Genomic DNA, 24,114 nt, shown 5'->3' with positions numbered 1-24,114 from the left:
ACTTAAAGGTTTGAACAATATTAGCGTTATATTTGCCCTTCGTCAAGGAATACGCTTGCATAATTCGTTGAATTTACAAGAATTAAAAATTTAAAATATTGTAAATCAATCAATTGTATTTATTTGGTTTAAAAGGAGTAATGATAGGAATATCAGGTAAAAACAATGAGGAAATGATCCTTATGTTAAAAAAAATACTGAAAAGTAATATATCAATATTGTTTTTCATTCTGTGGTGCCCGGTTTTTATAAATGGGCAGGCTGCTCCTGATTTCAGTATTTTAACCGATAAAGCTTTTCAGAAACTATATCAGAATCCTGAAGAATGTATCAGCTATTCACAGAGCCTTCTGATGAGTGACAAAAATATTGAGCATAAAGTGATTCTTCGGAATATTATTTCCCAGGCTTATGCCTTGCAGGGGAATTATGTGCAGTCTGTAAGTATTTCCAATCAGAAAGAGGATGATGACAAAAAAGGGAATTTTTCCCATTTTATACAGTTGTTTGATGATTATAACCTGGCGGATCAGTATCAGAATTTAGGGTTGTACGGGCAGTCAAAAAAGATCATTGCAGGTATCTTAAAAGATCCGGAACTTTTAAAGAGCAATAATCCCAAAGAACGGATGGTGATTGCTAAACTGTTTCAGCTTCAGGGCATCAATGCCGGAATTGATAGAAATTATAATGCTGCTTTACTGAATATTGATAAAAGTGATTCTTACCTTAATAATAACAATGAAGAGAACAGGATTATCAAATGGGAGAATATGATTTTCCGGTCTGCTTTCCTGATGCCGCAGAATAAGCTTGAAGAATCAAAGAAATTACTTGATGAAGTTATTCAGGATATTGAAAAACATGGGAATAATGCTTTTATCTCTGCATTTGCCTATGAAAGTATGTCCCGATATTACTTTCTGAAAGGTGATTACAATGAAGCTGTAAAACAACTGGAGAAAGGATTTTCCGAAATTGAAAACCTTCCTTATAATGATCTGAAAATCATATTTTATGAATTGTTTGCCCGAAGCTATCTGGCCCTAAATAATGATGAAAAATATTATTATTACAATAATTTATATACAGATTTAAAAGCAAAACTGGATTCCAATAAAAAGGAAGGCATACAATATATTGTAAAACTGCTTGAAACATATCATCATAAAAACCTTGAGTTTCAGGAGCAGCATAAGGAGAAACTGTTTAGTACTACTGGTATTGTTATTTTAATTCTTATTGCGGGAATGATTGCTTATTTTTTGAGTGAATCATCAAGAAGCAGACATCTCAAAAAACAGCTTGATTTTTTTGAGAAACTGAAAATAAAAGAAGATCCTATAAGTCTTGAAGTTGAAATGCTGAAAGATGAGACAGCAAAAGAGAATAAAAGTCAGGAAAAGGATCCATCTAAAATTTCCAAAGAAAAAGAGGAAGAGATTCTACAGAAGCTCAAAGACTGGGAAAAATCCGACAACTATCTGAATAAAAACATGTCACTGGCTATTCTTTCTGCCCAAACAGGGATAAATACTAAATATCTGTCTGAAGTCATCAATAATAATAAAGGAAAGAACTTTAACGGCTACATTAATGAGTTAAGAATTGATCATATTGCGCGCCTTTTGAAAACAGATCCGGCTTATCTGAATTATAAAGTAAGCTATCTGGCAGAATACGCTGGATTTTCATCTCATGGCGCATTTACAAACGTATTCAAGTCTATTACAGGAATGTCACCAAACACCTATATCCAGGAAATTATAAAAAATAAAAACTGATGAAACACTTTATCCATATCATTTTGATGAGTCTTCTGTTTTTCCAGGCACCTCTTGCCGGGCAGAAAATCTCTGATGACTCCCTGATGAAGATTGCCAATCAGGAAATTTATAACAATCCGGATAAAGCCATAAATATTGTAAAGAAACTGCTCCGAAAAGAAAAAGACCTCAATAAATCCATTAAAATCTATCTGATTCTATCCACAGCAGGAATTGCCAAGAGAAACTTTGACGAATCTCTGCAATATATTCTGAAAGCAAGAGAGTTGGTTCAGAAAACAAACGATCCCAAGATCCAGACCAGTTTTTTGATTGCAGCAGCTATACAATACCAGCAGATGGAACTCTTTAGCAAAAGTCTCGAAACATTGGACGAAGCTGATGGGTATTTGGTAAAACTGCCTGAAGATTCCTATCTGAAGCATTTTGAAACAGCCAGAAGTTTTGCCCTGCGCGGAATGATCTATAAAAGCCAGTCGAATCCCGAAATCGCCCTTCAGGAATTTTTAATTGCTATCAGAAACTTTGAAAAAATAAAAGAAGAAGAGAAAACATACTTTAATCAGAGTATTATTTACTATAATATTGGCCATTGTTATCTCAGTCTGAATCAACCAGACAATGCAGAAAAAGCTTTCATGAAATCTATGAATCTTGCAGGTTTGATAAAAGCAAAAAGTTTGGAAGCGTTTGCTTTAAAAGGATTGGCAGAGATAAACAAACAAAAACATCAGAATCAGGAAGCATTGAAACTGTTAATAAAAGCTGAAAACTTAGGCAGGGAAGCAGGAGATCTGTCACTTAATGAAGGAATTTATAAAGAAATGGCGGATAATTATCTGGCGATGGGAAATCCCAACCTTTATCAGGTTTACAGCAGAAAATACTTTGAAACAAAATTTAAAAGAGAACAAAGCGAATTGAGCTCCATTAATCATGCTATTGATGTTCATAATATAGAAACTCAAAAGAAAAGTGAGAAGCTAACCATCCGGTATAATTATTTTATTGCAGGGATGATAATTGTTGGACTTTTTATAGTAAGTATCTTTTCCTATTTAGTTATGAAGATCAGAAAGCAGAATAAGAAATATCAGAATGAAATAAAGAAACTTATCAAGGATTGAATGCTTTTTTCAGGATTATTGACTTTTAAATCATTAATACGATTTATTTATCAATGAAAACAACTCTTAAAAAGCAAAAAACCTCACAATAAAAATTGTGAGGTTTTTGTGAGCGCGAAAGGATTCGAACCTTTGACCGTCTGCTTAGAAGGCAGATGCTCTATCCAGCTGAGCTACGCACCCATAAAGTAGTTTTGAGAAAACTACTAAAACAGTCGGGGCGGCAGGATTCGAACCTGCGACCTCCTGGTCCCAAACCAGGCGCGATGACCGGACTACGCTACGCCCCGAATATATAAGAAGAGCGGAGGGTAAGGGATTCGAACCCTTGCGACACTTTCGCGTCGACAGTTTAGCAAACTGCTCCGTTAACCACTCCGGCAACCCTCCTTTTTGTTTATTTTTTAATGATCGTTGTTCCGTTATTGCGAGTGCAAATATAGAACAGATTTCTTTATTTACCAAATAAAATTCAAGAAAATTTTGTGTATTTTTGAAGTAATAAATCATCCAAAAACCAAACTGATGCGTAAGACATTATATATCATCGGATTAAGCACTTTTGTTTTTTCATGTACTTCTCAGCAAAATGTGAAAAAAAATACTTACAAACCGAAAACCCCAATAACACAGGCGAAACCGACGGTTCAGACAACAACTCCGGTGGCTCCAAAACCAAAAGTAGTCTCCGATCATGGAGTAGATTTTTTTACTACTAATATAGCAGACCCAACAAAAAATGATAATACAACAAGTTACGGTTCTATTGTATCTGCAAAACCAGGAGGATACAAAGTTGTAAAGACTTATTTCCCCGCAGTAGCCCAAAACTTCAGACAACGTTACTTAATATTACATTATACAGCTCTTGCAGATGATAAATCAATTACCGTTCTTACCCAGCAGGCGGTGAGTGCCCACTATCTGGTAAATAATACAGGAGATAACGAGATCTATCAGTTGGTAGATGAAAACAAAAGAGCGTACCATGCAGGAGTAAGTTCATGGAGAAATGATAAAAATCTTAATGATACTTCTATCGGGATTGAAATTGTAAATGCCGGTTACACTACAGATGCTGCAGGTAAAAGAACATTTGCTCCTTTTAGTGATGATCAGGTAAAAAAAGTGGCCGCATTGGTTAAAGATATTGTGGCAAGATATCAGATTCAGCCTACTTATGTACTTGCTCATTCAGATATTGCTCCAACAAGAAAGCAGGATCCCGGGCCTATGTTCCCATGGAAAAAGCTGTATGACGAATACCAGATTGGGATGTGGTATGATGAGACAGCAAAGCAGACTTATCTTGAGGCGGCACAGGCAGACATTAGTGCAAAATATAATGAACCCAGCTTTATCTTCCTTATTCAGAATTCATTACAGAAATTTGGATACGGACTGGATCTTAGCGGAACATGGGATGATGCTACCAAAAAAACAATTGAAGCATTCCAGTACCACTTCCGTCCACAGAATTATGACGGAATCATGGATGCTGAAACATGGGCAATCCTGCAAGCTTTAAATCAAAAATATCCAGTAAAATAATTCAAATTAAAACGCATCGGTTAGATGCGTTTTTGCTATCTTTAAACGATCAAAAACAGTAAAATATCTGTAATGGAAAATTTCAGAAAAGAAAGTGATCTATTAGGCGAACTGAATGTGCCTTTAGATGCTTATTATGGGGTTCAGACACAAAGAGCTATCAACAATTTCAAAATTTCAGGACAGCTTTTGTCTTCATATCCTGATTTCATAAAAGGATTGGCGTTTGTAAAAAAAGCAGCTGCTAAAACCAATTATGAATTAGGACTTCTAGATGAAAACCTGTATTTTAAAATAGCAGAAGCGTGTGATGAAATTGTAGAAGGGAAATATCATGACCAGTTTCCGGTAGATATGATTCAGGGGGGAGCAGGAACTTCCATCAACATGAATGCGAATGAAGTGATCGCCAATATCGTGTTGGAAAAATTAGGAAAAAATAAAGGAGAATACGAATTCTGTTCACCTAATGATCATATCAACCTTTCACAGTCTACTAATGATGCTTATCCTACAGCTATCAAAATGGGATTGCTGCAGATGAACATCGGTCTGGTAGAAAGACTTGAAAAAATTATTGCTGCATTCCGTGCAAAAGGACAGGAGTTTCATGATGTTATCAAAATGGGCCGTACACAGCTTCAGGATGCTGTTCCAATGACTTTGGGGCAGGAGTTTGAAGCTTACGCAGCTACATTGGAAGAAGATATCTCTAAGCTGAATAACAATGCAAACCTTTTTGTAGAAGTAAACATGGGAGCAACAGCTATCGGAACAGGATTAAATGCTCCGGTAGGATATGCTACACTTTGTGCTAAAAACTTAGCTCAGATTACAGGTTACCCGATTGTTTCTGCACCGGATTTAGTGGAAGCAACACCTGATACAGGATCTTATGTGATTTACTCTTCAGCAACGAAGCGTCTTGCAGTGAAATTATCAAAAATCTGTAATGACTTAAGATTACTTTCATCAGGTCCAAGAGCCGGTCTTTTTGAAATCAACCTTCCACCAATGCAGCCTGGGTCTTCTATCATGCCTGGTAAAGTAAATCCTGTAATTCCGGAAGTGGTAAACCAGGTTTGTTTCAAAGTATTCGGGAATGATCTTACCGTAACTTTTGCAGCAGAAGCAGGACAATTACAGCTTAATGTAATGGAGCCGGTACTTTCTCATGCCATCATGGAAAATATCAACTTCCTTTGCAATGCTTTAGATACTCTTCGCGATAAATGTGTGGTTGGAATTACGGCCAATAAAGAAATCTGTCTGAATATGGTGAAGCACAGCATCGGTATTGTAACGGCTCTGAACCCTTATATCGGGTACAAACAATCTACACAAATTGCTAAAGAAGCATTAGAAACCGGAAAAAGTGTTTACAATCTTGTTCTTGAAAAGGGAATTCTTTCCCAGGAGAAACTGGATGAAATCCTTGATCCGAAAAATATGCTGAAACCGCATAATAAATAATAAAAAAACAATAAGTGGTAAATGATCCTGCTAGTGGTCATTTATCACTTATTATTCATCATTTATACCATAATTCGTGAGGTTTTTAATCATAATTCCTGCTCATAACGAAGAAGACAATCTCTCCTTTACACTTGATTCTTTACAGCAGCAAAGCAGCAAAGATTTTAAAGTAGTGGTAGTGAATGACGGTTCTGTAGATGGAACTCCTGAAATCATCAGAAAATATACAGAAATCGATTCCCGTTTTGAAACGATCAACCTTCAGAAATCTGAACATCAGCCCGGATCTAAAGTTGTTCATGCTTTTAAAAATGGTCTTCGGACTCAATCTATGGATGATTTTGATGTCATCTGTAAATTTGATGCTGACATTATCCTTCCCGAAAACTATCTGACCACAGTAGAAACAGCTTTTACCAATAATCCGAAATATGGACTCGTAGGAGGTCTTCTGTATATAGAAAAAGAAGGAAACTGGGTCTATGAAGGAAATTCTAATAAACATCACGTAAGAGGGCCTATGAAGGCTTACCGTAAAGAATGTTTTATCCAGATCGGAGGCTTAAGGGAAACATTGGGCTGGGATAATATTGATTCCATATTGTTGGAAAATCTGGGATGGAAGGAAGTTGTTCTTCCGGAACTCCATGTGAAGCTGATAAAAGTAAAAGGAGCCGATTACACCATACGTCCTGCAGATTATTATGGCAGGTACTTTTATTTCTTAGGTCTTAACAGGTTTCTGGCTTATATAGCTTCTTCAAAAGAAGCCATGAAAAGCAAATCTCCATCATTTTTCTTTGATATTATCAATTCCTATGAAAATTGCAGATCAAAAAAAATGGAGCTCAAAATTACAAAAGAAGAACAAAAAGCGGTTAATGATCAGCGTTGGAGAATGCTGAAAAAAAAATGGCTGAAGATGTAGGAGATAAATTATCTTATATATTATAAATGTTCATCAATAGAAACGGGTTTTAACCCGTTTAATGAAAAATAAAAAATCCATCGGCTTTAGCCAAAACTTAAGATGTAACTCCCAAACGTGAAAAAAATAGCTTACATAGAAATAGATACCCACGCAGAAATCGCCCAGGCTTTCATGGATGCTATGGAAGGATCTCAGGATTTTGCAGTAGACTATTATTTTTCAAAAAGGATCAAAGATCAGGTAAGTCATCGCGATGAAGCTGTATTTTTATCAGATAGTTCTATGATTCTGGATCAGCTGAAGGGAAAAGGGTACGATCTGGTGGTCATAGGAACTGTTCATCGTTATTTTAATACATTTTTGGCGGTAACAAAAAAGTACAATACGGCAGTCATTGTCCATAATCTTAATTTTACAAACGCTTCAAAGCTGGATCTGATGAAAAGTGTTTTCAAAGGAGATATTATCTTCAGATTAAAACTATGGCTGAAAGAAGGGTTGTTTTACAAAACTAAAGTTTATCAGACATCCGGATCACTTTTCGTGCTGGATGAAGCATTGATTTCGGATAGGTATCAGTTTTTGCCGCTGTTTTATACCAGGGATTTTGATAAAACAAAAAATGAAAACCTTGTGGTGGTAATTCCAGGTGGAGTTTCACAGAAGAGAAGAGATTATGCTTATATTTTTGAGACTATTCAGAATGTAAAGACAGATCAGCATTGTGAGTTTGTATTCCTTGGAAAAGCTAAGGATCATGAACTAAAACGGCTTGAGCAACTGTCTCAACGGCTGCCTGAAAATATCAGCATTACTTATTTTTCTGAAAGAGTTTCTACTGAAGATTTTGATAAATGGATGCAGAAAGCGGATATTCTTTGGTGCCCCATTCAGCAGGAAACAGAGTTTTTTAGCATGAAAGAAACTTATGGAGTGACGAAAATGACGGGAAATCTTGGGGATGCCATTAAATATGGGAAACTGGCTGTTTTTCCAAAAAACTATCTGTCAAATTTAGAATTTATTCTTCCGGAAGAAGAAAACATTCTTAAGCAATGGGGTAAATTATCAGCGGTCGATTTTGATTTTCAAAAAAAATATAGCAAAAAGGAAATTTTAAAAAACCTGGAAAATATTTTGAATAATCATATTAAATAATTACGCTTTTCTGATTATTTTTTTTACGAATGTATCAAATATTTTTTTTGATATTCCACATACAAGAAATACGAATAAAACAGTCTGAACATTGTTAGTCAAAAAAGTTACTAAAAATATAACTGAGAAGGTAATTGTTGTGAATAGCAGGTCAGAAGTGAATTTTTTTCTTTCCACTAAAGTCATTTCAAAAGAATATTCTTTGTGTTTTACAATGGCGAGCCAATAAAGGATGTAAATAGCAAGCCCCGCAAGAATATGATTTAACAGAAAAAATCTAAATGCTAATATAACAACATTCTTATTGTCCACACTCTCAGCAAAAAAAGCAGTAGTAAAAGGAAAGAAGATAATGGGTAGCAGCATGATCATATTGGCTATTACAATTTGCTTATTGTAATTATGAATATGCTTAAATAGAAAATGATGACGCATCCAATAGGTTACAATGAGAAAAAAGCTCAGTAAAAGAGCAAAAAAATTGTACTTAAGCTCAACTAACTGTTCCCAGGCATTATCAAAAGTGGTTTCTTTGGTTATATGCGGAATTTTAAACTCTATGATAAGAAGGGTAATAGCAATAGCAAAAATTGCATCACTAAAAAAAGCTAAGCGCTCTACCTGAAAATCTTGCTTAGGATGCTTATCACTAAAAGATGTGTGTTGTTGTTTCTGAGTCATACCGATTTCATATTATATAATACCCGGTTAATCTATTTATATAATATTTACGAATGTAGTATTTTTTTTACTTAAACTTAAAAATACTCTTAATAAATTTTACATTCAGATAGTCTTCAACCGGGAATATTTTAGTGAAATAATTTCCGATATAGATCAGTATCAGAACAACTGCAGGTTTGTAAACAAGGTTAAGCAGATTGCTATTGAAGTTGGGAAGAACAATAGCCACTGTAATAGCTAAAGTACAGATAATAGAGACGAAAATCATTTCAATGCTTAAAGGCGAAACCTTAAATACAATATAATTGAAAACGATTTTTACAACATTGTAAATAGTAAGAGAAATGGCTGTAGATAAAGCAATTCCGATCAGTTTCAGATCTGTATTTTTAATGAAATAATAATTAAGCCCAATAGTTAACCCAGCCAGTAAAAGCATCACCAGAATATTGAATCTGTAATATTTTGAAAGAGAAATAATATTTCCGTTGAAGCCTGTTGCGAGATCTATCAGTACAGCAGAACCCCAGATCCAGACTACAGGCTCATATTCTCTGAGCATCGTTCCGTTTTTGGGCATAAATTGTGTCAGATAAGGGAATCCCACCATAATGCATGAGAATAAAACAGCGCCAAGGAAATATAATGTTAAAGATGTTTTCTTGTGAAATCTGTCCAGTTCTACCATATCTCCGTCTGCCAGCGTTTTGTTGATGATAGGAGCAGATATATTAAACAATCCAAGCTGTGGAATAGAGATTAATGAGATCAGGGCATATAAAACAGAATAGATTCCTACCTCTTCCATTCCCATAAATTCTCCGATCATAAAGCTGTTGATCGCCAGATAATTTCCAAAAGTTCCCAGGAATCCGAAGAAACTGTAATTGAAAAACTCTTTCCAGAAATTATTCTTCTTAAAATAATCCGTATTAAAATCAAGCTTGATTTTCTCCAGTTTGTTGGTGTAATAAATATACCCCAAAAGCATTAAAAAGAAGATTCCAAAAAAGAAAGCAAAAGCTATTTTCTGCGATGCTGCAGCGGTAATATTCTGTGATAAGGCAAAGAAAAAAAGGCAGAAAGCTCCCAGGTTTGCTATTTTCGGAAACAGATTGTCGAAAATATTGGAAACCACAATTCTTTTATAATTGGAAGTATATTTATTGAAAATAGCACAAAATGAAAGGATTAAAATCAGAGGAAGAATCATTTCTTTGATCTTCCATGCTTCTGAGTGCCTGAACTTTGGATAAAAATAAGGAAGTATAAAAAATACAACCGTGAAAATAAGAAAATTGATAAAAACAGTGAGCAGCGACAATGACAGCATGTTTTGTTTTTTACCGTCTCTTTCTACCGTGTGGAAAAATTTCACGTTTGAATAGGAAATTCCCAATACTACAAAAGGAACCAGCATTTCTGCAGTGGGAAGAATGTAGCGCAGCTTTCCATAAAATTCAAAATCATTCGGAAATATGAATATTGCGGAAACTGTGCCCAGCAAAAACCCAATATAACCGATAATGGAATATTTGAAGCCTTGTCTCGCTACTACACTCATAAGTTTTTTTAAATGTTTTTAGGTATAAAAATAATATTGTTGATGTACTGAGTTTTATTTTTTTCGTCGTTTGTATTTTGTGTTATAATGTCCTCTGTAAGACTTTCCAGAGTAAAGCTTTTTCTGTTCAGATATTTTGCTTCATATCCCCAGTTCATTACTTCTGATATTTCATTCCATATAGGAGTTTGATGGTGTCTTTGCTCCATCTCGACCATTAATGTCGGCGTAAACTGTCGGATGGTTTCTCTTGCTCCGAAAAGCGTTTTTATTTCATTTCCTTCGACGTCTATTTTGATAAAATCAAGCCTTTTGAAATGTTCCAGTGCTGCCCATTCGTCCAGTTTGATCACTTTTACTTTTTCCGTATAGCTTTTTTCTTCTCCTTTTTCTTTGTAAGAAGTGTTTAAAGTGCCACGGGAAGCAATTGTTTTTCCGTTAATAACAGGTACTTTGAACTCAGCAATTATATTTTCATCAGAAAGAGCCAGAGGAAAGATATGCATTGCCGGAAACAGTCTTTTTAATCGACGGTAAAGCTTTTTATTGGGTTCAAAACCATAAATGTTATCGTGGTTCAAAGTGTTTTCCAACTGATATAGGAAAGTTCCTACATTCGTACCAATGTCCAATATAACAGCATTCTTAGGAAGGTATTCTTTGATCCATACCAGCTCCGGTTCTACATTGCGTTCCGAAAAATTATTTTTATTAAGATTATTTAACGTTTTGAAATATCTTTTTTTATAGAAATTCGGGCTTATATATTGTAGCTTTTCTGCGATTTTTTGGTATAAAGACATCGTATGCGTTTTGACGAACAGCAAAGATAAGCAAAAATGTAAAACTTTTCTTAAAAAATGTTAATTATAATAACCTGATTCTCAATATGAATATTTAAAATTTGTTTTTGTAACCTGTTGAATTTAACGTATTTTCAATTTGTCACAGAGGCACCTGCATCCTACGAATATTTCTTTTAAAACATTGTGTGGAAGTGTAATTCCGACCAGAATAGATGTACACAATTATCCGTGAAATCTATGTCTACTGTGGATGGGGAAACCGGTAACTCATTGACGATAAGAGCATCAAAGAAAAGGAGTGTTCAGGAAATCATTGAAAGGTTTCATCAGCTTGAAAACTTTGTTCATATTTTTCACTGCATTTTTATCCAGTACTTCTTCATCTTTTAAAGAATATACTACAATGAAATTTTTAAGTTTCAGATATTCTCCCATAGGATCCTCTTTCTCAAAACCCTGGGGGATTTTTTTCAGTTTGTCATCCTGGTCAAGTTCAGGGAAGTGCTTTTTGAAATCCTTATTGTTGAGAATTTTAAGAAAATCATCACCATATACCGATATTTCTTTACGAACTTCTTTCAGAACAGAAGACTCTGGCATATAAATACCTCCGGCTAAAAAGGATTTTCCAGGTTCCAGGTGAAGATAGTAACCTCCTTTCTGATTCCCTTTTCCCATTCCCAGAGATGCTCCGAAATTGGTTTTATAAGGAGATTTATCTTTTGAAAATCTTGTATCTCTGTAAATCCTGAACAAGGCTTTTTTACTGTCAATTTTAGCAAGTTCTTCATCAAAACCGGACATCTCTTTAATCAGTTCATCCAGAAATGTAATAACGTTTTGCTGAGATTCAGTATACAGGTTTTTATGTTCATTAAACCATTCTCGGTTATTGTTTTTATTTAATTTGTTTAAAAAATCAAATGTTTTGGAAGAAATGCTTGCAGACATATTGTGTAAGGTGTTTTATTGTTGTTGCTAAGTTGGATTTGAAACAGTTTCTCAATTCCAAACCCCGAATCCCGAACCTCAAAACTTAAAACCCACTATTCAAATGTACAAAAACTATTCATATCTTAATGCCTCAATAGGATCAAGTTTTGAAGCTTTCAATGCAGGATAATATCCGAAAAATACTCCGGTCACAGCACACACGATAAAGGAAATGATAATGGAGGATTCCGTAATGAAAGTAGGCCACGAAAGGAAAAAAGTAACGAGTTCCGAAGACAGAATGCCTAAAAGTACCCCAAGAATTCCGCCGGTGATGCTGATAAGTACAGCCTCAATAAGAAACTGATACAGGATATCCTTTCCTCTGGCACCGATAGACATTCTCAGTCCTATTTCTTTGGTTCGTTCCGTAACTGATACGTACATGATATTCATGATTCCGATTCCTCCTACAATAAGAGAAATGCCGGCAATGGCCGATAAAAGTACCGTTAAAAGCTGGCTGGTAGAACTCATGGTAGAAATAAGTTCAGCCTGAGTTCTTACGCTGAAATCATCATTGCTTCCGTCAGAAGGTAGTTTATGCTGTTTTCTTAAAATCTCTGAAACCTGGTCCGTAGCTTGTTGTGAAGTATTCTCATTTGAAGAAGCTGCGTAAATTGTCTGAACATAAGTGATTCCTAAAAATCTTCTCTGAACAGTATTGAAAGGAGCAATAATAACATCATCCTGATCCTGCCCGAACGCATTGGAACCTTTGGGAGCCAGTATTCCGATAACTTTCATGGGAACTTTATTGAACCTGATAACGGCTCCTACAGGATTCTCACCGTTAGGAAATAAGCTGTTGTAAACCGTTTGTCCTAAAAGGCAGACCTTATTGGATGAGGTCACATCTTTTCTGGTGAAAAGGTTGCCATCTGCAATGCTCCAGTCTCTGATATTGAAATATTCTTCATTTACACCCTGCAGCTGGGTAGGCCAGTTGTTAGGACCGTTGATAGACTGTCCGTTGGTCTGCACAGCAGGAGAAACATAAGAAACATCTGGCGCTCCCTTTGAAATAGCATCAGCATCCTGCGGTCTCAAAGTCTGTAACCCCGAAGCTCCTATTCTGGCTCCTCCGGAAACATTTACGTTGCTGGAAGGACGTATGGTAATCATATTGGATCCCATTGAAGAAAGCTGATCGCTGATGCTTTTTTTTGAACCTTCTCCAATAGCAGTCATTGCAATCACTGAAGCCACACCGATAATAATACCGAGCATGGTTAAAAATGCACGAAGCTTATTCCGTAAAAGGGCTTTCCAGGCAATTCTGAAGAGGTTTGAGAGATTCATTGCAATGGTTTTTTAAGTTTAAAGCTATCTGTAATCATCATTTACCGGAAGGTTATCAAGGGCCTCTCTGGCAGATTTTATATTATCATTCTTTACATCTTTAATTACTTTTCCATCCCGGAGGGTTACTGTTCTGCTGCTGAACGTGGCAATATCAGGTTCATGGGTCACAAAGACGATGGTTCGGCCCTGTTTGTGCAGATCCTGCATAAGTGCCATAATTTCATACGAAGTTCTGGTATCCAGATTTCCGGTGGCTTCATCCGCCAGAATCATTACAGGTTCATTCACTAAAGCCCGTGCAATAGCAACTCTTTGCTGCTGCCCTCCGGACATCTGGTTGGGAAGATGATCAACTCTGCTTTCAAGTTTTACTGCTGCCAGAGCTTGTAGAGCTCTTTTGTGACGTTCTTCCGTAGAAATTTTTGAGTTATAAAGAAGCGGAAGTTCTACATTTTCTTTTGCTGTGGTTCTGGGAAGAAGGTTGTAAGACTGAAATACAAAACCGATTTTTTGATTTCTCAGAACTGCAAGTTCATCACGGTCAAGGTTTTTAATATTAACACCATCCAGGATATAGTCTCCATCCGATGGTTTATCCAGACAGCCAATAATATTAAGCAGGGTAGATTTTCCAGAGCCGCTGCTTCCCATAATGGTTACAAACTCACCTCTTTCCACCGTAAATGTGACGCCTTTCAGTGCATGAACAACTTCTTCGCCCATTCTGAATTCTCTTTTCAGATTCGTGATCTCCAGAATTTTTTCTGTCATGACTTTTTTGTTTTATTAGTTGCTGGTTGTTGGTTGTTTCGTTGCTGGTTGCTGGTTAGTCTGGTTGGGTTTGATAATCCTTTACAATTTAGGTTATCTTGGTCCGCCGCCACCGCCACTGTTTCTGTTATTTCCACCACCTCTTCTTTGAGGCATGAATGGGCTTTTAGCCTGTCCGCCAGAAGATTTTTTTGACAAAACTTTATAACCGGTGATGATATTTTCATTTTTATTTAATCCTGAGACAACCTGTATTTCAGTGTCATTATCCATTCCGGTTTTTATCTTTTTACGGGAAATGGTGCTGTCCTTTTCAATGATCCAGACGGCGGCTTCATTTTTCTTTTCAGCTCCTTTGTTCTGTTGTTTCCATTGGCCTTTTTCATGTTTTTTACCGTTAGCAAATGGAGAATTTATTTTATATTTTTTGATAACCAAACTATCTGGTCTGAAGCTGGTTGCCGCTGCCGGAATTTTCATAACATTCTCAACAACCTGTGTGTAAATTGTAATATTTGCTGTCATACCCGGCTTCAGTTTTAAACCTGAATTATCTGCGTTGATGATAGTAGTATAATTGACTACATTTGATGAAACGGTAGGATGGAGGCGGACTTCGGAGACCTGGCCGTCAAATGTCTCATCTGGAAAAGCATCCACTGTAAACGTTGCTTTCTGGCCTACTTTTACATTTCCAATATCAGCCTCATCCACAGAAGCACGCACCCTCATTTTAGTAAGATCCTTAGCAATACTGAAAAGGGTGGGAGTACTGAAACTTGAAGCTACGGTTTGCCCCTCACTTACGTTCCTGTTAAGAATGGTTCCATCTATTGGAGAATATATATTCGTAAGAGACAGGTTTTTGTTGGCCGTAGAAAGCTGGGCGGTTACAGAACCTACCTGTGCTTTTGCAGCATTGTATTGATTGGTGGCATTATCATAATCCGCTTTGCTGATAGCTCCAACTTTGTATAATTGTGACTGTCTGTTGATATTGATCTCATTGTAAGCAAGATTACTTTTTGCATTTTGAAGATTGGCCTTGATCTGCTGTGACTGAAACTGAAGCAGATCCGGATCTAAAGTTGCCAGAAGCTGCCCTTTTTTCACTGTAGAATTAAAGTCAACGTAAATATTTTTAATGATTCCGGACACCTGAGTACCTACAGCAACAGTATCTACTGGTTGAATGGTTCCCGTAGCGGTAATAGAGTTTGAAATCTCTCCCATTTCAGGTTTTACAGTTTCCAGCTGTATTTTTATTTCTTTCTCTCTGATGAAGAAAAACCAGACTGCACCTATAGCAATGATGCTGCCCACAACCCAGTACAACCATTTTTTATTCTTTGTTTTCATAGCTTACTTTAAATTTATAGGGTTACCTGCGTAAAATTCGTAGATCTGTTTATTGAGAACTGCAGTGTATTTGGCCTGCAGATAATTCTGAACAGATTGTATATAAAGCAGTCTCTGTTGCTGAAGCTGCACATAATCAATACTGCCAAGTTTCATTTGGGCATTTACAATATCATAGCTCTGTTTGCTGATATCCATCTGTTTTAAAGCCGAATCATATTGGGATAAAGCATTCTGAAGGTTGATGTACGACTGTTCCACCTGTTGATTGAGAATGGTTTTGGTATTTTGTAAATCAAGATTGGCTTGTTCAATGGCGATTTTTGATTTCTCAATCTGTGTTTTATAGATTCTGTTATTGTAAATCGGGATTCCCAGACTTAATCCGATAGGCATATAAAAATTGTTTCCGAGTTGATTAAAGTAATTTCCATTACCGTTTGAGTAATTGGTAGAGATATTTCCTACCAGGCTCAGTGTGGGTTGAACAGATGCTTTAGCTATTTTAAGGTTCGTATTGGAATTTTCTACGTTCAGTTCACTATATTTTACTTCGGGGCGTTGGTTTTGTGCTATATTTTGAATATCCTCTAATGGTTTCAACTGATCCTCTACAATAATGCTGTCGGGTTTTACAATCTGAAAATCGTAATGAGAAGGAAGCTGAAGAATTTGTTTTAAATTAACCGTGTTGGTCCGCAGATTATTTTGAGCAGACGTGAGGTTGTATTGATCCTGGGCAACCTGTGACTGGATCTGAAGATAATTTAACTTTGAAAGACTTCCTGCTTTATAGAGCTGATCTCCTTGTTTTAATTGAGTTTGAGTTGTTTTCAGTACATTTTCAAGAGAGATGATATTTTCCTGACTCATCAGAATATTCAGATATGCCTGAGTAATATTCAGGGTGATATTATTTTGTGATTCCTGTACGGAAAGATCAGCCATTTGTACCAATATATTTTTAGATATTTCATTGTTTTTTATGTAATCGGCATGGTACAGGGTCATAGAAGAGTTGGCTCCGATATTTTGAGATTGTGCACCTGTGAGATGAAGTCCGTCACTTCCGTTGAGGGCAAATAATCCTTGTGAAACAGTTCCGCTTAAGTTGGGGTATTTTGCATCTTTTGCCTGAAGGAGATCTTGTTGTGCAGCATTTTTTGAAAGCCTTAGAGAATTAATAGAAATATTATTCTCCTTTGCGTATTCAATACAATTATCCAGCGTCCAGGCAGCCGGATAATTGGGCGTTTGGGAAAATATTTCCAAGGCTATGCATAAGAATATCAAAAAGAAAAATTTACGTTCCATGGTTTTATTTTTGAAAATTCATAAATAACACAGAAAAAATCAATCCAATTTAATAAAAAAAAATAATGTTTAACAAGTTTTTAACCTAAGGGTGTTTTTTTTACATTTAATTTTCGAAAAATTAAAGATATATTAAAAGATTCTGAATTTAAGTTTGTATATTTAAAACTTTATTCAAAAACAAGTCAAATATTTATTGTATCTTTGCAAAAATTTTAAAATAGTTAATGAATTTATTTACGGAAACCAATTTAAGTCCTGATATCCTTAAGGCAATTGGCGAACTGGGCTACGAAAGCCCAACAGAAATCCAAAAACAGACTATCCCTTTTATTCTTTCAGATATTCGCGACTTGATCGCACTTGCGCAAACAGGGACAGGCAAGACAGCAGCGTTTTCGCTTCCGATTTTGGATATGATTGACGATACGAGTCGCAAAATCCAATTATTGGTGCTTTGTCCGACACGGGAATTATGTCTTCAGATTTCGAAGGACATAAAGAATTACTCTAAGTACATGAAAGACATCAAAACTACAGCAGTTTATGGTGGAAGTAGTATTGTAGATCAGATGAGATCTTTGAAGGATAAACCACAGATTATTGTGGGAACTCCGGGAAGAGTAATTGATCTTATCAACAGAAAAGCACTTGACTTTTCTGCTATTCATTGGTTGGTATTAGATGAAGCCGATGAAATGCTTTCTATGGGATTCAAAGACGAATTGGAAACCATTCTAAGCGAAACTCCGGAAACTAAACAAACTTTCTTATTCTCGGCAACGATGAATAAAGAGGTAGAAAGAATTTCCAAAAATTACCTTACAAAACCACACCGTATTTCAGTAGGTTCTATCAACGAAGTGAAGAAGAACATTACTCACGAATACTATGTAGTAGGGTACCGTCAGAAAAAAGAAGCGTTGAAGAGATTGATCGATGCTAACCCTAATCAGTACTCCATTATCTTCTGTAGAACGAGAATGGAAACACAGGAGGTAGCAGATTTCCTGATGCAGAACGGGTATGCAGCAGATGCTCTTCATGGTGACCTTTCTCAGGCACAGAGAGATACGGTAATGAAGAAATTCAGATTGAAAAACATTGATATTCTTGTGGCGACGGACGTTGCAGCAAGAGGATTGGATGTAAACTCTCTTACTCACGTTATTCACTTCTCTTTACCAGATGATCCTGAAGTATTCGTTCACAGAAGCGGAAGAACAGGTAGAGCAGGAAAAGACGGTATTTCTATGGCTTTGATAAAGCCTGAAGAAAGCAGAAAACTGAAACAGATCAAATCTGCAACAAAAATTGAAATCAACGAAAAATTCATTCCTACTGGTGATGATATTATCAAAGCTCAGGTAGGAGGTGTATTCGAAAAATTATTGACGGAGCACGAGGATCTTTTCGAATTTGATGACAGCCTAATTCCGGATCTAAGCAAATTTACAAAAGAAGAATTGGTGCACCAGCTGCTACAGTTCCAATTGAAGGATCTTGCTTTATATTACAAAGACAAACACGATCTTGTTGAGCAGAAATTGAGCAGCAGAGATGATGATTACTCAAGAAGAGACCGTGGACGTGATAGAGACCGAGATAGAGGCCGTGATAGAGATAACAGAGACAGCAGAGACAGAGATCGCGGAAGAGACAGAGATCGTGGTGGAAAACCAAGAAGAAGAGATGAGAGTATGGTAAGATTCTTCTTTAATCTTGGGAAAAAAGACCATTTGAAGAAGCTTGATGTTCTGGATATTATCAATAAGGCTACTGCTGATGGAAAATCCAAGAAAAGAGCTGAAATCGGGGATATTGAAATCCTGGAAAAATTCTCTTTCTTTGAGGTTGAAAAATCGTTTAAAGACAATGTCTTGAGCAATATTCAATCAATGAAGTTCAAAGGAAAAGATATGAGAGCTGAAGTTGCAAACTAAATCTCATCAATTACTATATAAAACCGGCTTTAAAGCCGGTTTTTTTATTTGATAATCAGTGGTTAAGCGAATGTTAACAAAACTTAATGTCATATAGTTTCACGTGCAATCCTTTTTTAAGAAATTTGCACACGAATTATAAATACTAAAAAATGGGAATTGGTAATATTTTCCACGCTTTTCAACCAAAAGATAAAATCTTCTTTGTACTTTTCGAAAAGGTAACTGAAAATCTAGTTGCAATGTCAGAAGATTTCAACACAGGAATCAAGGATTTCGATCTTAATGATGATTCTATGCTGAAGAAAATGAGTGACTTCGAACACAAGAATGATGAACTTACTCACGAAATTTTCGTAGAATTAGGGAAAAACTTCATTACACCTTTTGACCGTGAGGATATCCACACATTGGCAACAGGATTGGATGATATCGCTGATTATATCTACGCTTCCACAAAATATATTTTCCTTTACAAATCACCTGAGATGAAGGCTTATTCAGACTTCTCTTTATTGATCCATAAAGCATGTCTTGAAATTCAGAATGCAATGAAAAACCTTAAAGGGTTCAAAAACATGGAACAGGTGAAAGAAGCTTGTATTAAGGTGAACTCTATTGAGAATATTGCTGACGATTTGCTTTCCAATTCAATGGTAGACTTATTTGAAACTAATGATGCAATCAACATTATTAAAGTTTCATCTGTATTGAACTACCTTGAAATTGTAACGGATAAAGCAGAAGATGTTGCCAATACAATCGAGAACATCATGATTAAATACGCCTAATACATAGCAAAAAATGGAATTTCCGATTTTACTTGTAGTTATTATTGCGTTGGCCCTGATCTTCGATTATATCAATGGTTTTCATGATGCAGCCAACTCAATTGCGACTATTGTTTCTACAAAAGTTTTAACTCCATTCCAGGCTGTACTTTGGGCAGCGCTTTGGAACTTTGCAGCCTTCTTTATTGCTGCTTATATTATTGGAGAATTCAAAATTGGTAATACAATTGCCAAAACAGTTAACGAGAATTTTATCACCTTAGAAGTTATATTTTCCGGTCTTGTGGCAGCTATTGCCTGGAACCTGCTTACGTGGTGGTTCGGAATTCCTTCGTCATCATCACATACGCTGATCGGAGGTTTCCTTGGAGCGGCTCTTATGCATGCTTTCATGATGGATTATCATGATGTGGCAGCAGCACAGCCGGAACTTGGAATTTGGGGCACTATTAAAGAAGCTTTCAGCCAGGTAACTCATCAGGGTGTGGTAAAGTTTGATAAAGTTATTCCTATCTTCCTGTTCATTTTCATGGCACCAATCATAGGGATGATTATCTCCATCATTATCACATTGATTATTGTACACCTTTATAAAAAATCAAATCCACACAAAGCAGACAAATCTTTCAAAAGATTACAGTTGGCTTCATCAGCTCTGTTCAGCTTAGGACATGGTTTGAATGATGCTCAGAAAGTAATGGGAATCATTGGAGCGGCGGTAATTTATTATCACGTCAATATGCTTCAGGATGCACAGTATTTGAATATTCCTTCTGCGGGACGTTTTGATTATTTTGCACAGCATTATATCTGGGTACCTTTAGTATCATTTATTGCCATTGCTTTAGGGACAATGAGTGGGGGTTGGAAGATCATCAAAACAATGGGAACGAAGATTACGAAAGTAACTTCATTAGAAGGAGTAAGTGCAGAAACTGCGGGTGCTATTACCTTATTTATTACAGATCACTTCGGGATTCCTGTATCTACTACACATACGATTACAGGTTCTATCATCGGGGTAGGATTAACGAAAAGAATTTCAGCAGTAAGATGGGGAATCACGGTAAGCTTACTTTGGGCTTGGGTTCTAACCATTCCAATCTCTGCAATAGTAGCAGGAATTACCTATCTTGTGGTAACCTTCCTTTTCTAAAAAACAAATCATACAATTATATAAACTTTGTCCGTTTGGGCAAAGTTTTTTGTTTTATAAAGCCCCGAAAAATCGTATTTTTGTTCAAATTAAAAGATTTTATGGAATTTTTAGACAGATACCAGCAGATTGTTGCGGACGCCATCACTAAATATACTTTTAAAGATAAACCTTCGGAGCTGTATGACCCGATGAATTATATTATTTCCCATGGCGGGAAGCGTCTTCGTCCTATTATGGTGCTGATGGCTTGTGAGATGTTCGGCGGAGATCTTAAGCAGGCAATTAAGCCGGCTTTGGCTATCGAGTTTTTCCATAATTTCACGCTGATCCATGATGACATTATGGATGAAGCTCCTTTAAGAAGAAACAAGCCTACCATTCATACTTTACATGGTCTTAATGTAGGAATTCTTTCCGGAGACGGGCTGATGCTTAAAGCCTATAAATTTTTTGAGGACCTTGAGCCTGAAATCTTTAAAGCATGTATCAGAATATTTACCCACACCGGGCTTCTGCTATGTGAAGGGCAGCAGTATGATATCAACTTTGAAACACAGAAAGACGTTACTTTTGATGACTACATCAGAATGATTACTTATAAAACAGGAGTTTTGAGTGCTTCTTCATTTGAAATTGGAGCTTTAATTGCAAGAGCAGATTTTAAAGATGCCAAAGCTATTTTCAATTTCGGAAAACATATCGGAATCGCATTCCAGATTATGGATGATTATCTTGATGTATTCGGAGATCAGGCACAGTTTGGGAAAAAACATGCCGGAGATATTTACGAAAACAAGAAAACCGTTCTGTATTTGTTAGCAAGAGAACATGCTACCGATGAAGAAAGAAAAGAACTGGATTACTGGTATTCTAAAAAGACGGAAAACGTTGATAAAGTTTATGGCGTAGAAAAGATATTCAGAAGAACAAAAGTAGACGAAAAAGCTTTACGTCTGATTGAAAAACATAATGAAATCGGACAAAGTTATCTTCAGAAAATAGATGTTCCTGAAGAAAAGAAAAAACCTTTTATAGAACTGGCAAATTATTTGTTGAGAAGAGAAAGTTAAATAAGGTTATAGGAATTAGGGCTTAGGAATTAGACAGCCTGAGCCCTAATACCTAAATCCTAATCCCTTATAAATGAAATTCAGAACAGAAGTTGATATTCCTGCCTCAGATAAGAAGATTGAAGTTGAAAATAAAATATTTTCAATAGGTTCATGTTTTGCCTCTGAAATGACAGGTTTACTTCATGATGGACAACTTCAGACCCTTAACAACCCCTTTGGGACGATATTTAACCCTTTTTCAATCAATAACGCAATTAATAGATTACATGATTCTTCATTTTACGAAGAAGAAGAGCTGATTACCTATAATGAAGAATATATTTCTCTGGATCATCACACCAGTTTTGATACCCGGTATATTCATCAGACCCTTGATAAAATAAATGGAGCTATTGAAACCGGAAATGCCTTTCTTCAGGAAGCTGACTGGATCATTATCACTTATGGATCTTCATTTATCTATGAATTTCTTCCCAAGAACAAACTGGTGGCCAACTGTCACAAAATTCCACAAAAGTTTTTTGAAAAAAGACTGCTTTCTCATCAGGAGCTGACAAGCTCAATTTATCAGACGATTCTTGATCTTAAAGATATTTGTAAAGAAGGAGTACAAATCCTTTTTACCGTTTCACCCGTAAGACACACTAAAGATGGAATGGTAGAAAACCAGTTAAGTAAATCTAAATTAATTACAGCTATCCATGAGTCTATTTCAATGTTTGAAGACTGTCATTACCTGCCGGTCTATGAGATTTTAATGGACGACCTCCGGGATTACCGTTTTTATAAAGAAGACATGATTCATCCCAGCACACAGGCGGTTAATTATATTTTTGAAAAATTTGGAAATGCCTATTTTTCAGGTGATACCCAGAATTTTATTAAAGAAAACTTCAAGATTATGAAGGCTCTGGAGCATAAAACGAGTGATAAGAAAGATCCAAAGTTTATAGAATTCAGGGAGAAATTAGATCAAAGAATTGAAATCCAGCGTAAAAAAGTAAAACATAAAATATTTTAAATGCTTGATTTTACAAAAATTGACTATCTGAAAAGCGGAAATGAAAGACAGAAAAAAGCCTACGAAATTCTGACAAAGTATCACGTTTTTGAGAAAATGAAAGACTATTCTCCCATTTTAGCAGGAACTGTTCCTATAGAAATTGACATCAAAGGAAGCGATCTGGATATTATTTTCGAAGTGGATTTAAAATATGAACAAGATTTTCTGGATGATTTAATATTTAGTCAGCTTATTTCTCACGATGCAGAAGTGGAGTATCCCATTGTAAACGGTGAGAAATGTATTACATTAAACTTTATGCTTGAAGGTTTCCCCATCGAGATTTTCGGACAGAATAAGCCTACAACACAGCAGAATGCATACCTTCATATGGTTGCCGAATACAAAATATTACAGGAAAAAGGAGAAAAATTTAAACAAAAAATAATAGAACTTAAAAAACAGGGGATAAAGACAGAACCCGCTTTCGGAATATTGCTGGGACTTGAAAATCCTTACGAAGATCTATTGAAATTTTAAATAAAATGATTGATACACATACACATCTGTACGCAGAAGAATTTGATGAAGACAGAAAAGAAACTATTCAGAGAGCTTTAGATAAAGGAATTACAGAATTCTATCTTCCTGCCATCGATTCTGAATCTCATGAGAAGATGCTGCAGCTGGAAACAGAATATCCGGAACATATTTTTTCAATGATGGGATTACACCCTTGTTACGTAAAACCGGAATCTTGGGAAAAAGAACTTGAAATTGTAAAAAATTATCTTGATCAAAGACACTTTCCAGCAATTGGAGAGATCGGAATTGACCTGTATTGGGATAAAACAACACTTGATATTCAGGTGAAAGCCTTTGAACAGCAGATTGACTGGGCAATAGAAAAAGATCTTCCGATTGTGATTCATACAAGAGAAAGCTTTGATGAGACATTTGAAGTATTAGAAAGAAAAAAACATCCGAAACTGAGAGGTATTTTCCATTGCTTTTCCGGAAATCTGGAACAGGCAAAGCATGCTATTGAACTTAATTTTATTTTAGGGATCGGTGGAGTAGTGACCTTTAAAAATGGAAAAATAGACCAGTTTCTGAACGAAATTCCTCTGGATAAAATTGTCCTGGAAACAGACTCTCCTTATCTGGCTCCGGTTCCTCACAGAGGAAAAAGAAATGAAAGTTCCTATCTTGATCTTGTAGCTGGTAAGCTGGTGGATATCTATGGGAAAGATTTTTCTGAGATAGACCGCATCACGACAGAAAATGCAAAGAATCTTTTTAAGTAGTGAAACTGTAAT

The 24,114-nt window shown here is 36.0% G+C and carries 21 protein-coding genes and 3 tRNA genes; 13 read left to right on the top strand and 11 right to left on the bottom strand.

All coding sequences use genetic code 11. The annotated features are described in order from the left end of the window. Window positions 1-140 precede the first annotated feature (140 nt). Together SFA27_RS17735 and SFA27_RS17730 are read left to right on the top strand one after the other, a co-directional pair. On the top strand, window positions 141-1,784 hold the full coding sequence (locus SFA27_RS17735; protein WP_407293965.1) for a helix-turn-helix domain-containing protein: 1,644 nt from the start codon (window positions 141-143) through the stop codon (window positions 1,782-1,784). Next, entirely contained in the window at window positions 1,784-2,914 is a 1,131-nt protein-coding gene (locus SFA27_RS17730; protein WP_407293963.1) for a tetratricopeptide repeat protein, read from the top strand. The genes SFA27_RS17735 and SFA27_RS17730 overlap by 1 nt, the downstream gene beginning before the upstream one ends. A gap of 109 nt (window positions 2,915-3,023) precedes the next feature. Here SFA27_RS17730 and SFA27_RS17725 read toward each other — a convergent pair. The 3 genes from SFA27_RS17725 to SFA27_RS17715 all read right to left on the bottom strand — a co-directional run bounded on the left by SFA27_RS17725 (window position 3,024) and on the right by SFA27_RS17715 (window position 3,304). Beyond that, window positions 3,024-3,097, bottom strand: a tRNA-Arg gene (locus tag SFA27_RS17725). A gap of 32 nt (window positions 3,098-3,129) precedes the next feature. Then, a tRNA-Pro gene (locus tag SFA27_RS17720) sits at window positions 3,130-3,204 on the bottom strand. A gap of 15 nt (window positions 3,205-3,219) precedes the next feature. Then, window positions 3,220-3,304, bottom strand: a tRNA-Ser gene (locus SFA27_RS17715). A gap of 135 nt (window positions 3,305-3,439) precedes the next feature. On the opposite strand from SFA27_RS17715, the gene SFA27_RS17710 reads away from it, so the two are divergent. From SFA27_RS17710 to SFA27_RS17695, 4 genes are all read left to right on the top strand, one after another. Continuing rightward, window positions 3,440-4,465: an N-acetylmuramoyl-L-alanine amidase gene (locus SFA27_RS17710; RefSeq protein ID WP_407293960.1), complete on the top strand. Its 1,026-nt coding sequence runs from the start codon at window positions 3,440-3,442 to the stop codon at window positions 4,463-4,465. Window positions 4,466-4,537: 72 nt separating this feature from the next. Further along, window positions 4,538-5,938 (top strand): aspartate ammonia-lyase, encoded by a 1,401-nt coding sequence (gene aspA / locus SFA27_RS17705; RefSeq protein ID WP_047374103.1) that lies wholly within the window; start codon window positions 4,538-4,540, stop codon window positions 5,936-5,938. A gap of 76 nt (window positions 5,939-6,014) precedes the next feature. Next, window positions 6,015-6,869 carry a glycosyltransferase gene (locus SFA27_RS17700; RefSeq protein ID WP_407293958.1) on the top strand — a complete coding sequence of 285 codons (855 nt, stop codon included), beginning with the start codon at window positions 6,015-6,017 and terminating at the stop codon, window positions 6,867-6,869. A 117-nt stretch (window positions 6,870-6,986) separates the two neighbouring features. Continuing rightward, entirely contained in the window at window positions 6,987-8,030 is a 1,044-nt protein-coding gene (locus tag SFA27_RS17695; RefSeq protein WP_407293956.1) for a hypothetical protein, read from the top strand. Here the strand turns inward: SFA27_RS17695 and SFA27_RS17690 are convergent, their stop codons facing one another. The 8 genes from SFA27_RS17690 to SFA27_RS17655 all read right to left on the bottom strand — a co-directional run bounded on the left by SFA27_RS17690 (window position 8,031) and on the right by SFA27_RS17655 (window position 16,826). After that, window positions 8,031-8,711, bottom strand: coding sequence for a TMEM175 family protein (locus SFA27_RS17690; RefSeq protein ID WP_407293953.1), 681 nt, complete (start codon window positions 8,709-8,711; stop codon window positions 8,031-8,033). Between the two features lie 67 nt (window positions 8,712-8,778). Next, on the bottom strand, window positions 8,779-10,278 hold the full coding sequence (locus SFA27_RS17685) for a lipopolysaccharide biosynthesis protein (protein WP_047374108.1): 1,500 nt from the start codon (window positions 10,276-10,278) through the stop codon (window positions 8,779-8,781). 8 nt (window positions 10,279-10,286) lie between these two features. Then, a complete protein-coding gene (locus tag SFA27_RS17680) occupies window positions 10,287-11,081 on the bottom strand; it encodes an FkbM family methyltransferase (RefSeq protein ID WP_407293950.1) in 795 nt (264 codons plus the stop codon). Between the two features lie 288 nt (window positions 11,082-11,369). Next, window positions 11,370-12,035 carry a DUF2461 domain-containing protein gene (locus SFA27_RS17675; protein WP_047374111.1) on the bottom strand — a complete coding sequence of 222 codons (666 nt, stop codon included), beginning with the start codon at window positions 12,033-12,035 and terminating at the stop codon, window positions 11,370-11,372. Between the two features lie 114 nt (window positions 12,036-12,149). Then, entirely contained in the window at window positions 12,150-13,379 is a 1,230-nt protein-coding gene (locus SFA27_RS17670; RefSeq protein ID WP_407293947.1) for an ABC transporter permease, read from the bottom strand. Window positions 13,380-13,403: 24 nt separating this feature from the next. Then, window positions 13,404-14,153: an ABC transporter ATP-binding protein gene (locus SFA27_RS17665; protein WP_047374115.1), complete on the bottom strand. Its 750-nt coding sequence runs from the start codon at window positions 14,151-14,153 to the stop codon at window positions 13,404-13,406. A gap of 93 nt (window positions 14,154-14,246) precedes the next feature. Next, window positions 14,247-15,512 (bottom strand): efflux RND transporter periplasmic adaptor subunit, encoded by a 1,266-nt coding sequence (locus SFA27_RS17660; RefSeq protein WP_407293945.1) that lies wholly within the window; start codon window positions 15,510-15,512, stop codon window positions 14,247-14,249. 3 nt (window positions 15,513-15,515) lie between these two features. Then, window positions 15,516-16,826, bottom strand: a complete 1,311-nt coding sequence (locus SFA27_RS17655) for a TolC family protein (RefSeq protein WP_407293943.1) — start codon at window positions 16,824-16,826, stop codon at window positions 15,516-15,518. Between the two features lie 227 nt (window positions 16,827-17,053). Here SFA27_RS17655 and SFA27_RS17650 point away from each other — a divergent pair, with 227 nt between their 5' ends. From SFA27_RS17650 to SFA27_RS17620, 7 genes are all read left to right on the top strand, one after another. Beyond that, window positions 17,054-18,769 (top strand): DEAD/DEAH box helicase, encoded by a 1,716-nt coding sequence (locus tag SFA27_RS17650; RefSeq protein ID WP_407293941.1) that lies wholly within the window; start codon window positions 17,054-17,056, stop codon window positions 18,767-18,769. Window positions 18,770-18,921: 152 nt separating this feature from the next. Next, complete coding sequence (locus tag SFA27_RS17645; protein ID WP_047374124.1) at window positions 18,922-19,560, top strand: DUF47 domain-containing protein; 639 nt, start codon at window positions 18,922-18,924, stop codon at window positions 19,558-19,560. Between the two features lie 13 nt (window positions 19,561-19,573). Beyond that, entirely contained in the window at window positions 19,574-20,716 is a 1,143-nt protein-coding gene (locus SFA27_RS17640) for an inorganic phosphate transporter (protein ID WP_047374126.1), read from the top strand. Window positions 20,717-20,817: 101 nt separating this feature from the next. Next, window positions 20,818-21,789, top strand: a complete 972-nt coding sequence (locus tag SFA27_RS17635; RefSeq protein ID WP_047374128.1) for a polyprenyl synthetase family protein — start codon at window positions 20,818-20,820, stop codon at window positions 21,787-21,789. Between the two features lie 73 nt (window positions 21,790-21,862). Beyond that, the gene (locus SFA27_RS17630; RefSeq protein WP_407293936.1) at window positions 21,863-22,813 is read left to right on the top strand and encodes a GSCFA domain-containing protein; all 951 of its coding nucleotides are present in this window, start codon (window positions 21,863-21,865) and stop codon (window positions 22,811-22,813) included. After that, window positions 22,814-23,335: a DUF4269 domain-containing protein gene (locus SFA27_RS17625; protein WP_264518635.1), complete on the top strand. Its 522-nt coding sequence runs from the start codon at window positions 22,814-22,816 to the stop codon at window positions 23,333-23,335. A gap of 5 nt (window positions 23,336-23,340) precedes the next feature. Next, window positions 23,341-24,102 (top strand): TatD family hydrolase, encoded by a 762-nt coding sequence (locus tag SFA27_RS17620; RefSeq protein ID WP_407293934.1) that lies wholly within the window; start codon window positions 23,341-23,343, stop codon window positions 24,100-24,102. Window positions 24,103-24,114 lie beyond the last annotated feature (12 nt).

The sequence above is a fragment of the Chryseobacterium sp. HR92 genome (assembly GCF_045689405.1).
In the GTDB taxonomy this organism is placed as follows: domain Bacteria; phylum Bacteroidota; class Bacteroidia; order Flavobacteriales; family Weeksellaceae; genus Chryseobacterium; species Chryseobacterium viscerum_A.
This window is presented reverse-complemented; position numbering and strand designations above follow the sequence as displayed.

Coding starts and splice junctions, on each gene's coding strand:
- SFA27_RS17620 (WP_407293934.1), top strand. CDS start 23,341: ATGATTGATACACATACACATCTGTACGCAGAAGAATTTGATGAAGAC.
- SFA27_RS17675 (WP_047374111.1), bottom strand. CDS start 12,035: ATGTCTGCAAGCATTTCTTCCAAAACATTTGATTTTTTAAACAAATTA.
- SFA27_RS17690 (WP_407293953.1), bottom strand. CDS start 8,711: ATGACTCAGAAACAACAACACACATCTTTTAGTGATAAGCATCCTAAG.
- SFA27_RS17635 (WP_047374128.1), top strand. CDS start 20,818: ATGGAATTTTTAGACAGATACCAGCAGATTGTTGCGGACGCCATCACT.
- SFA27_RS17630 (WP_407293936.1), top strand. CDS start 21,863: ATGAAATTCAGAACAGAAGTTGATATTCCTGCCTCAGATAAGAAGATT.
- aspA (WP_047374103.1), top strand. CDS start 4,538: ATGGAAAATTTCAGAAAAGAAAGTGATCTATTAGGCGAACTGAATGTG.
- SFA27_RS17640 (WP_047374126.1), top strand. CDS start 19,574: ATGGAATTTCCGATTTTACTTGTAGTTATTATTGCGTTGGCCCTGATC.
- SFA27_RS17660 (WP_407293945.1), bottom strand. CDS start 15,512: ATGAAAACAAAGAATAAAAAATGGTTGTACTGGGTTGTGGGCAGCATC.
- SFA27_RS17645 (WP_047374124.1), top strand. CDS start 18,922: ATGGGAATTGGTAATATTTTCCACGCTTTTCAACCAAAAGATAAAATC.
- SFA27_RS17685 (WP_047374108.1), bottom strand. CDS start 10,278: ATGAGTGTAGTAGCGAGACAAGGCTTCAAATATTCCATTATCGGTTAT.
- SFA27_RS17730 (WP_407293963.1), top strand. CDS start 1,784: ATGAAACACTTTATCCATATCATTTTGATGAGTCTTCTGTTTTTCCAG.
- SFA27_RS17670 (WP_407293947.1), bottom strand. CDS start 13,379: ATGAATCTCTCAAACCTCTTCAGAATTGCCTGGAAAGCCCTTTTACGG.
- SFA27_RS17665 (WP_047374115.1), bottom strand. CDS start 14,153: ATGACAGAAAAAATTCTGGAGATCACGAATCTGAAAAGAGAATTCAGA.
- SFA27_RS17655 (WP_407293943.1), bottom strand. CDS start 16,826: ATGGAACGTAAATTTTTCTTTTTGATATTCTTATGCATAGCCTTGGAA.
- SFA27_RS17650 (WP_407293941.1), top strand. CDS start 17,054: ATGAATTTATTTACGGAAACCAATTTAAGTCCTGATATCCTTAAGGCA.
- SFA27_RS17735 (WP_407293965.1), top strand. CDS start 141: ATGATAGGAATATCAGGTAAAAACAATGAGGAAATGATCCTTATGTTA.
- SFA27_RS17710 (WP_407293960.1), top strand. CDS start 3,440: ATGCGTAAGACATTATATATCATCGGATTAAGCACTTTTGTTTTTTCA.
- SFA27_RS17680 (WP_407293950.1), bottom strand. CDS start 11,081: ATGTCTTTATACCAAAAAATCGCAGAAAAGCTACAATATATAAGCCCG.
- SFA27_RS17625 (WP_264518635.1), top strand. CDS start 22,814: ATGCTTGATTTTACAAAAATTGACTATCTGAAAAGCGGAAATGAAAGA.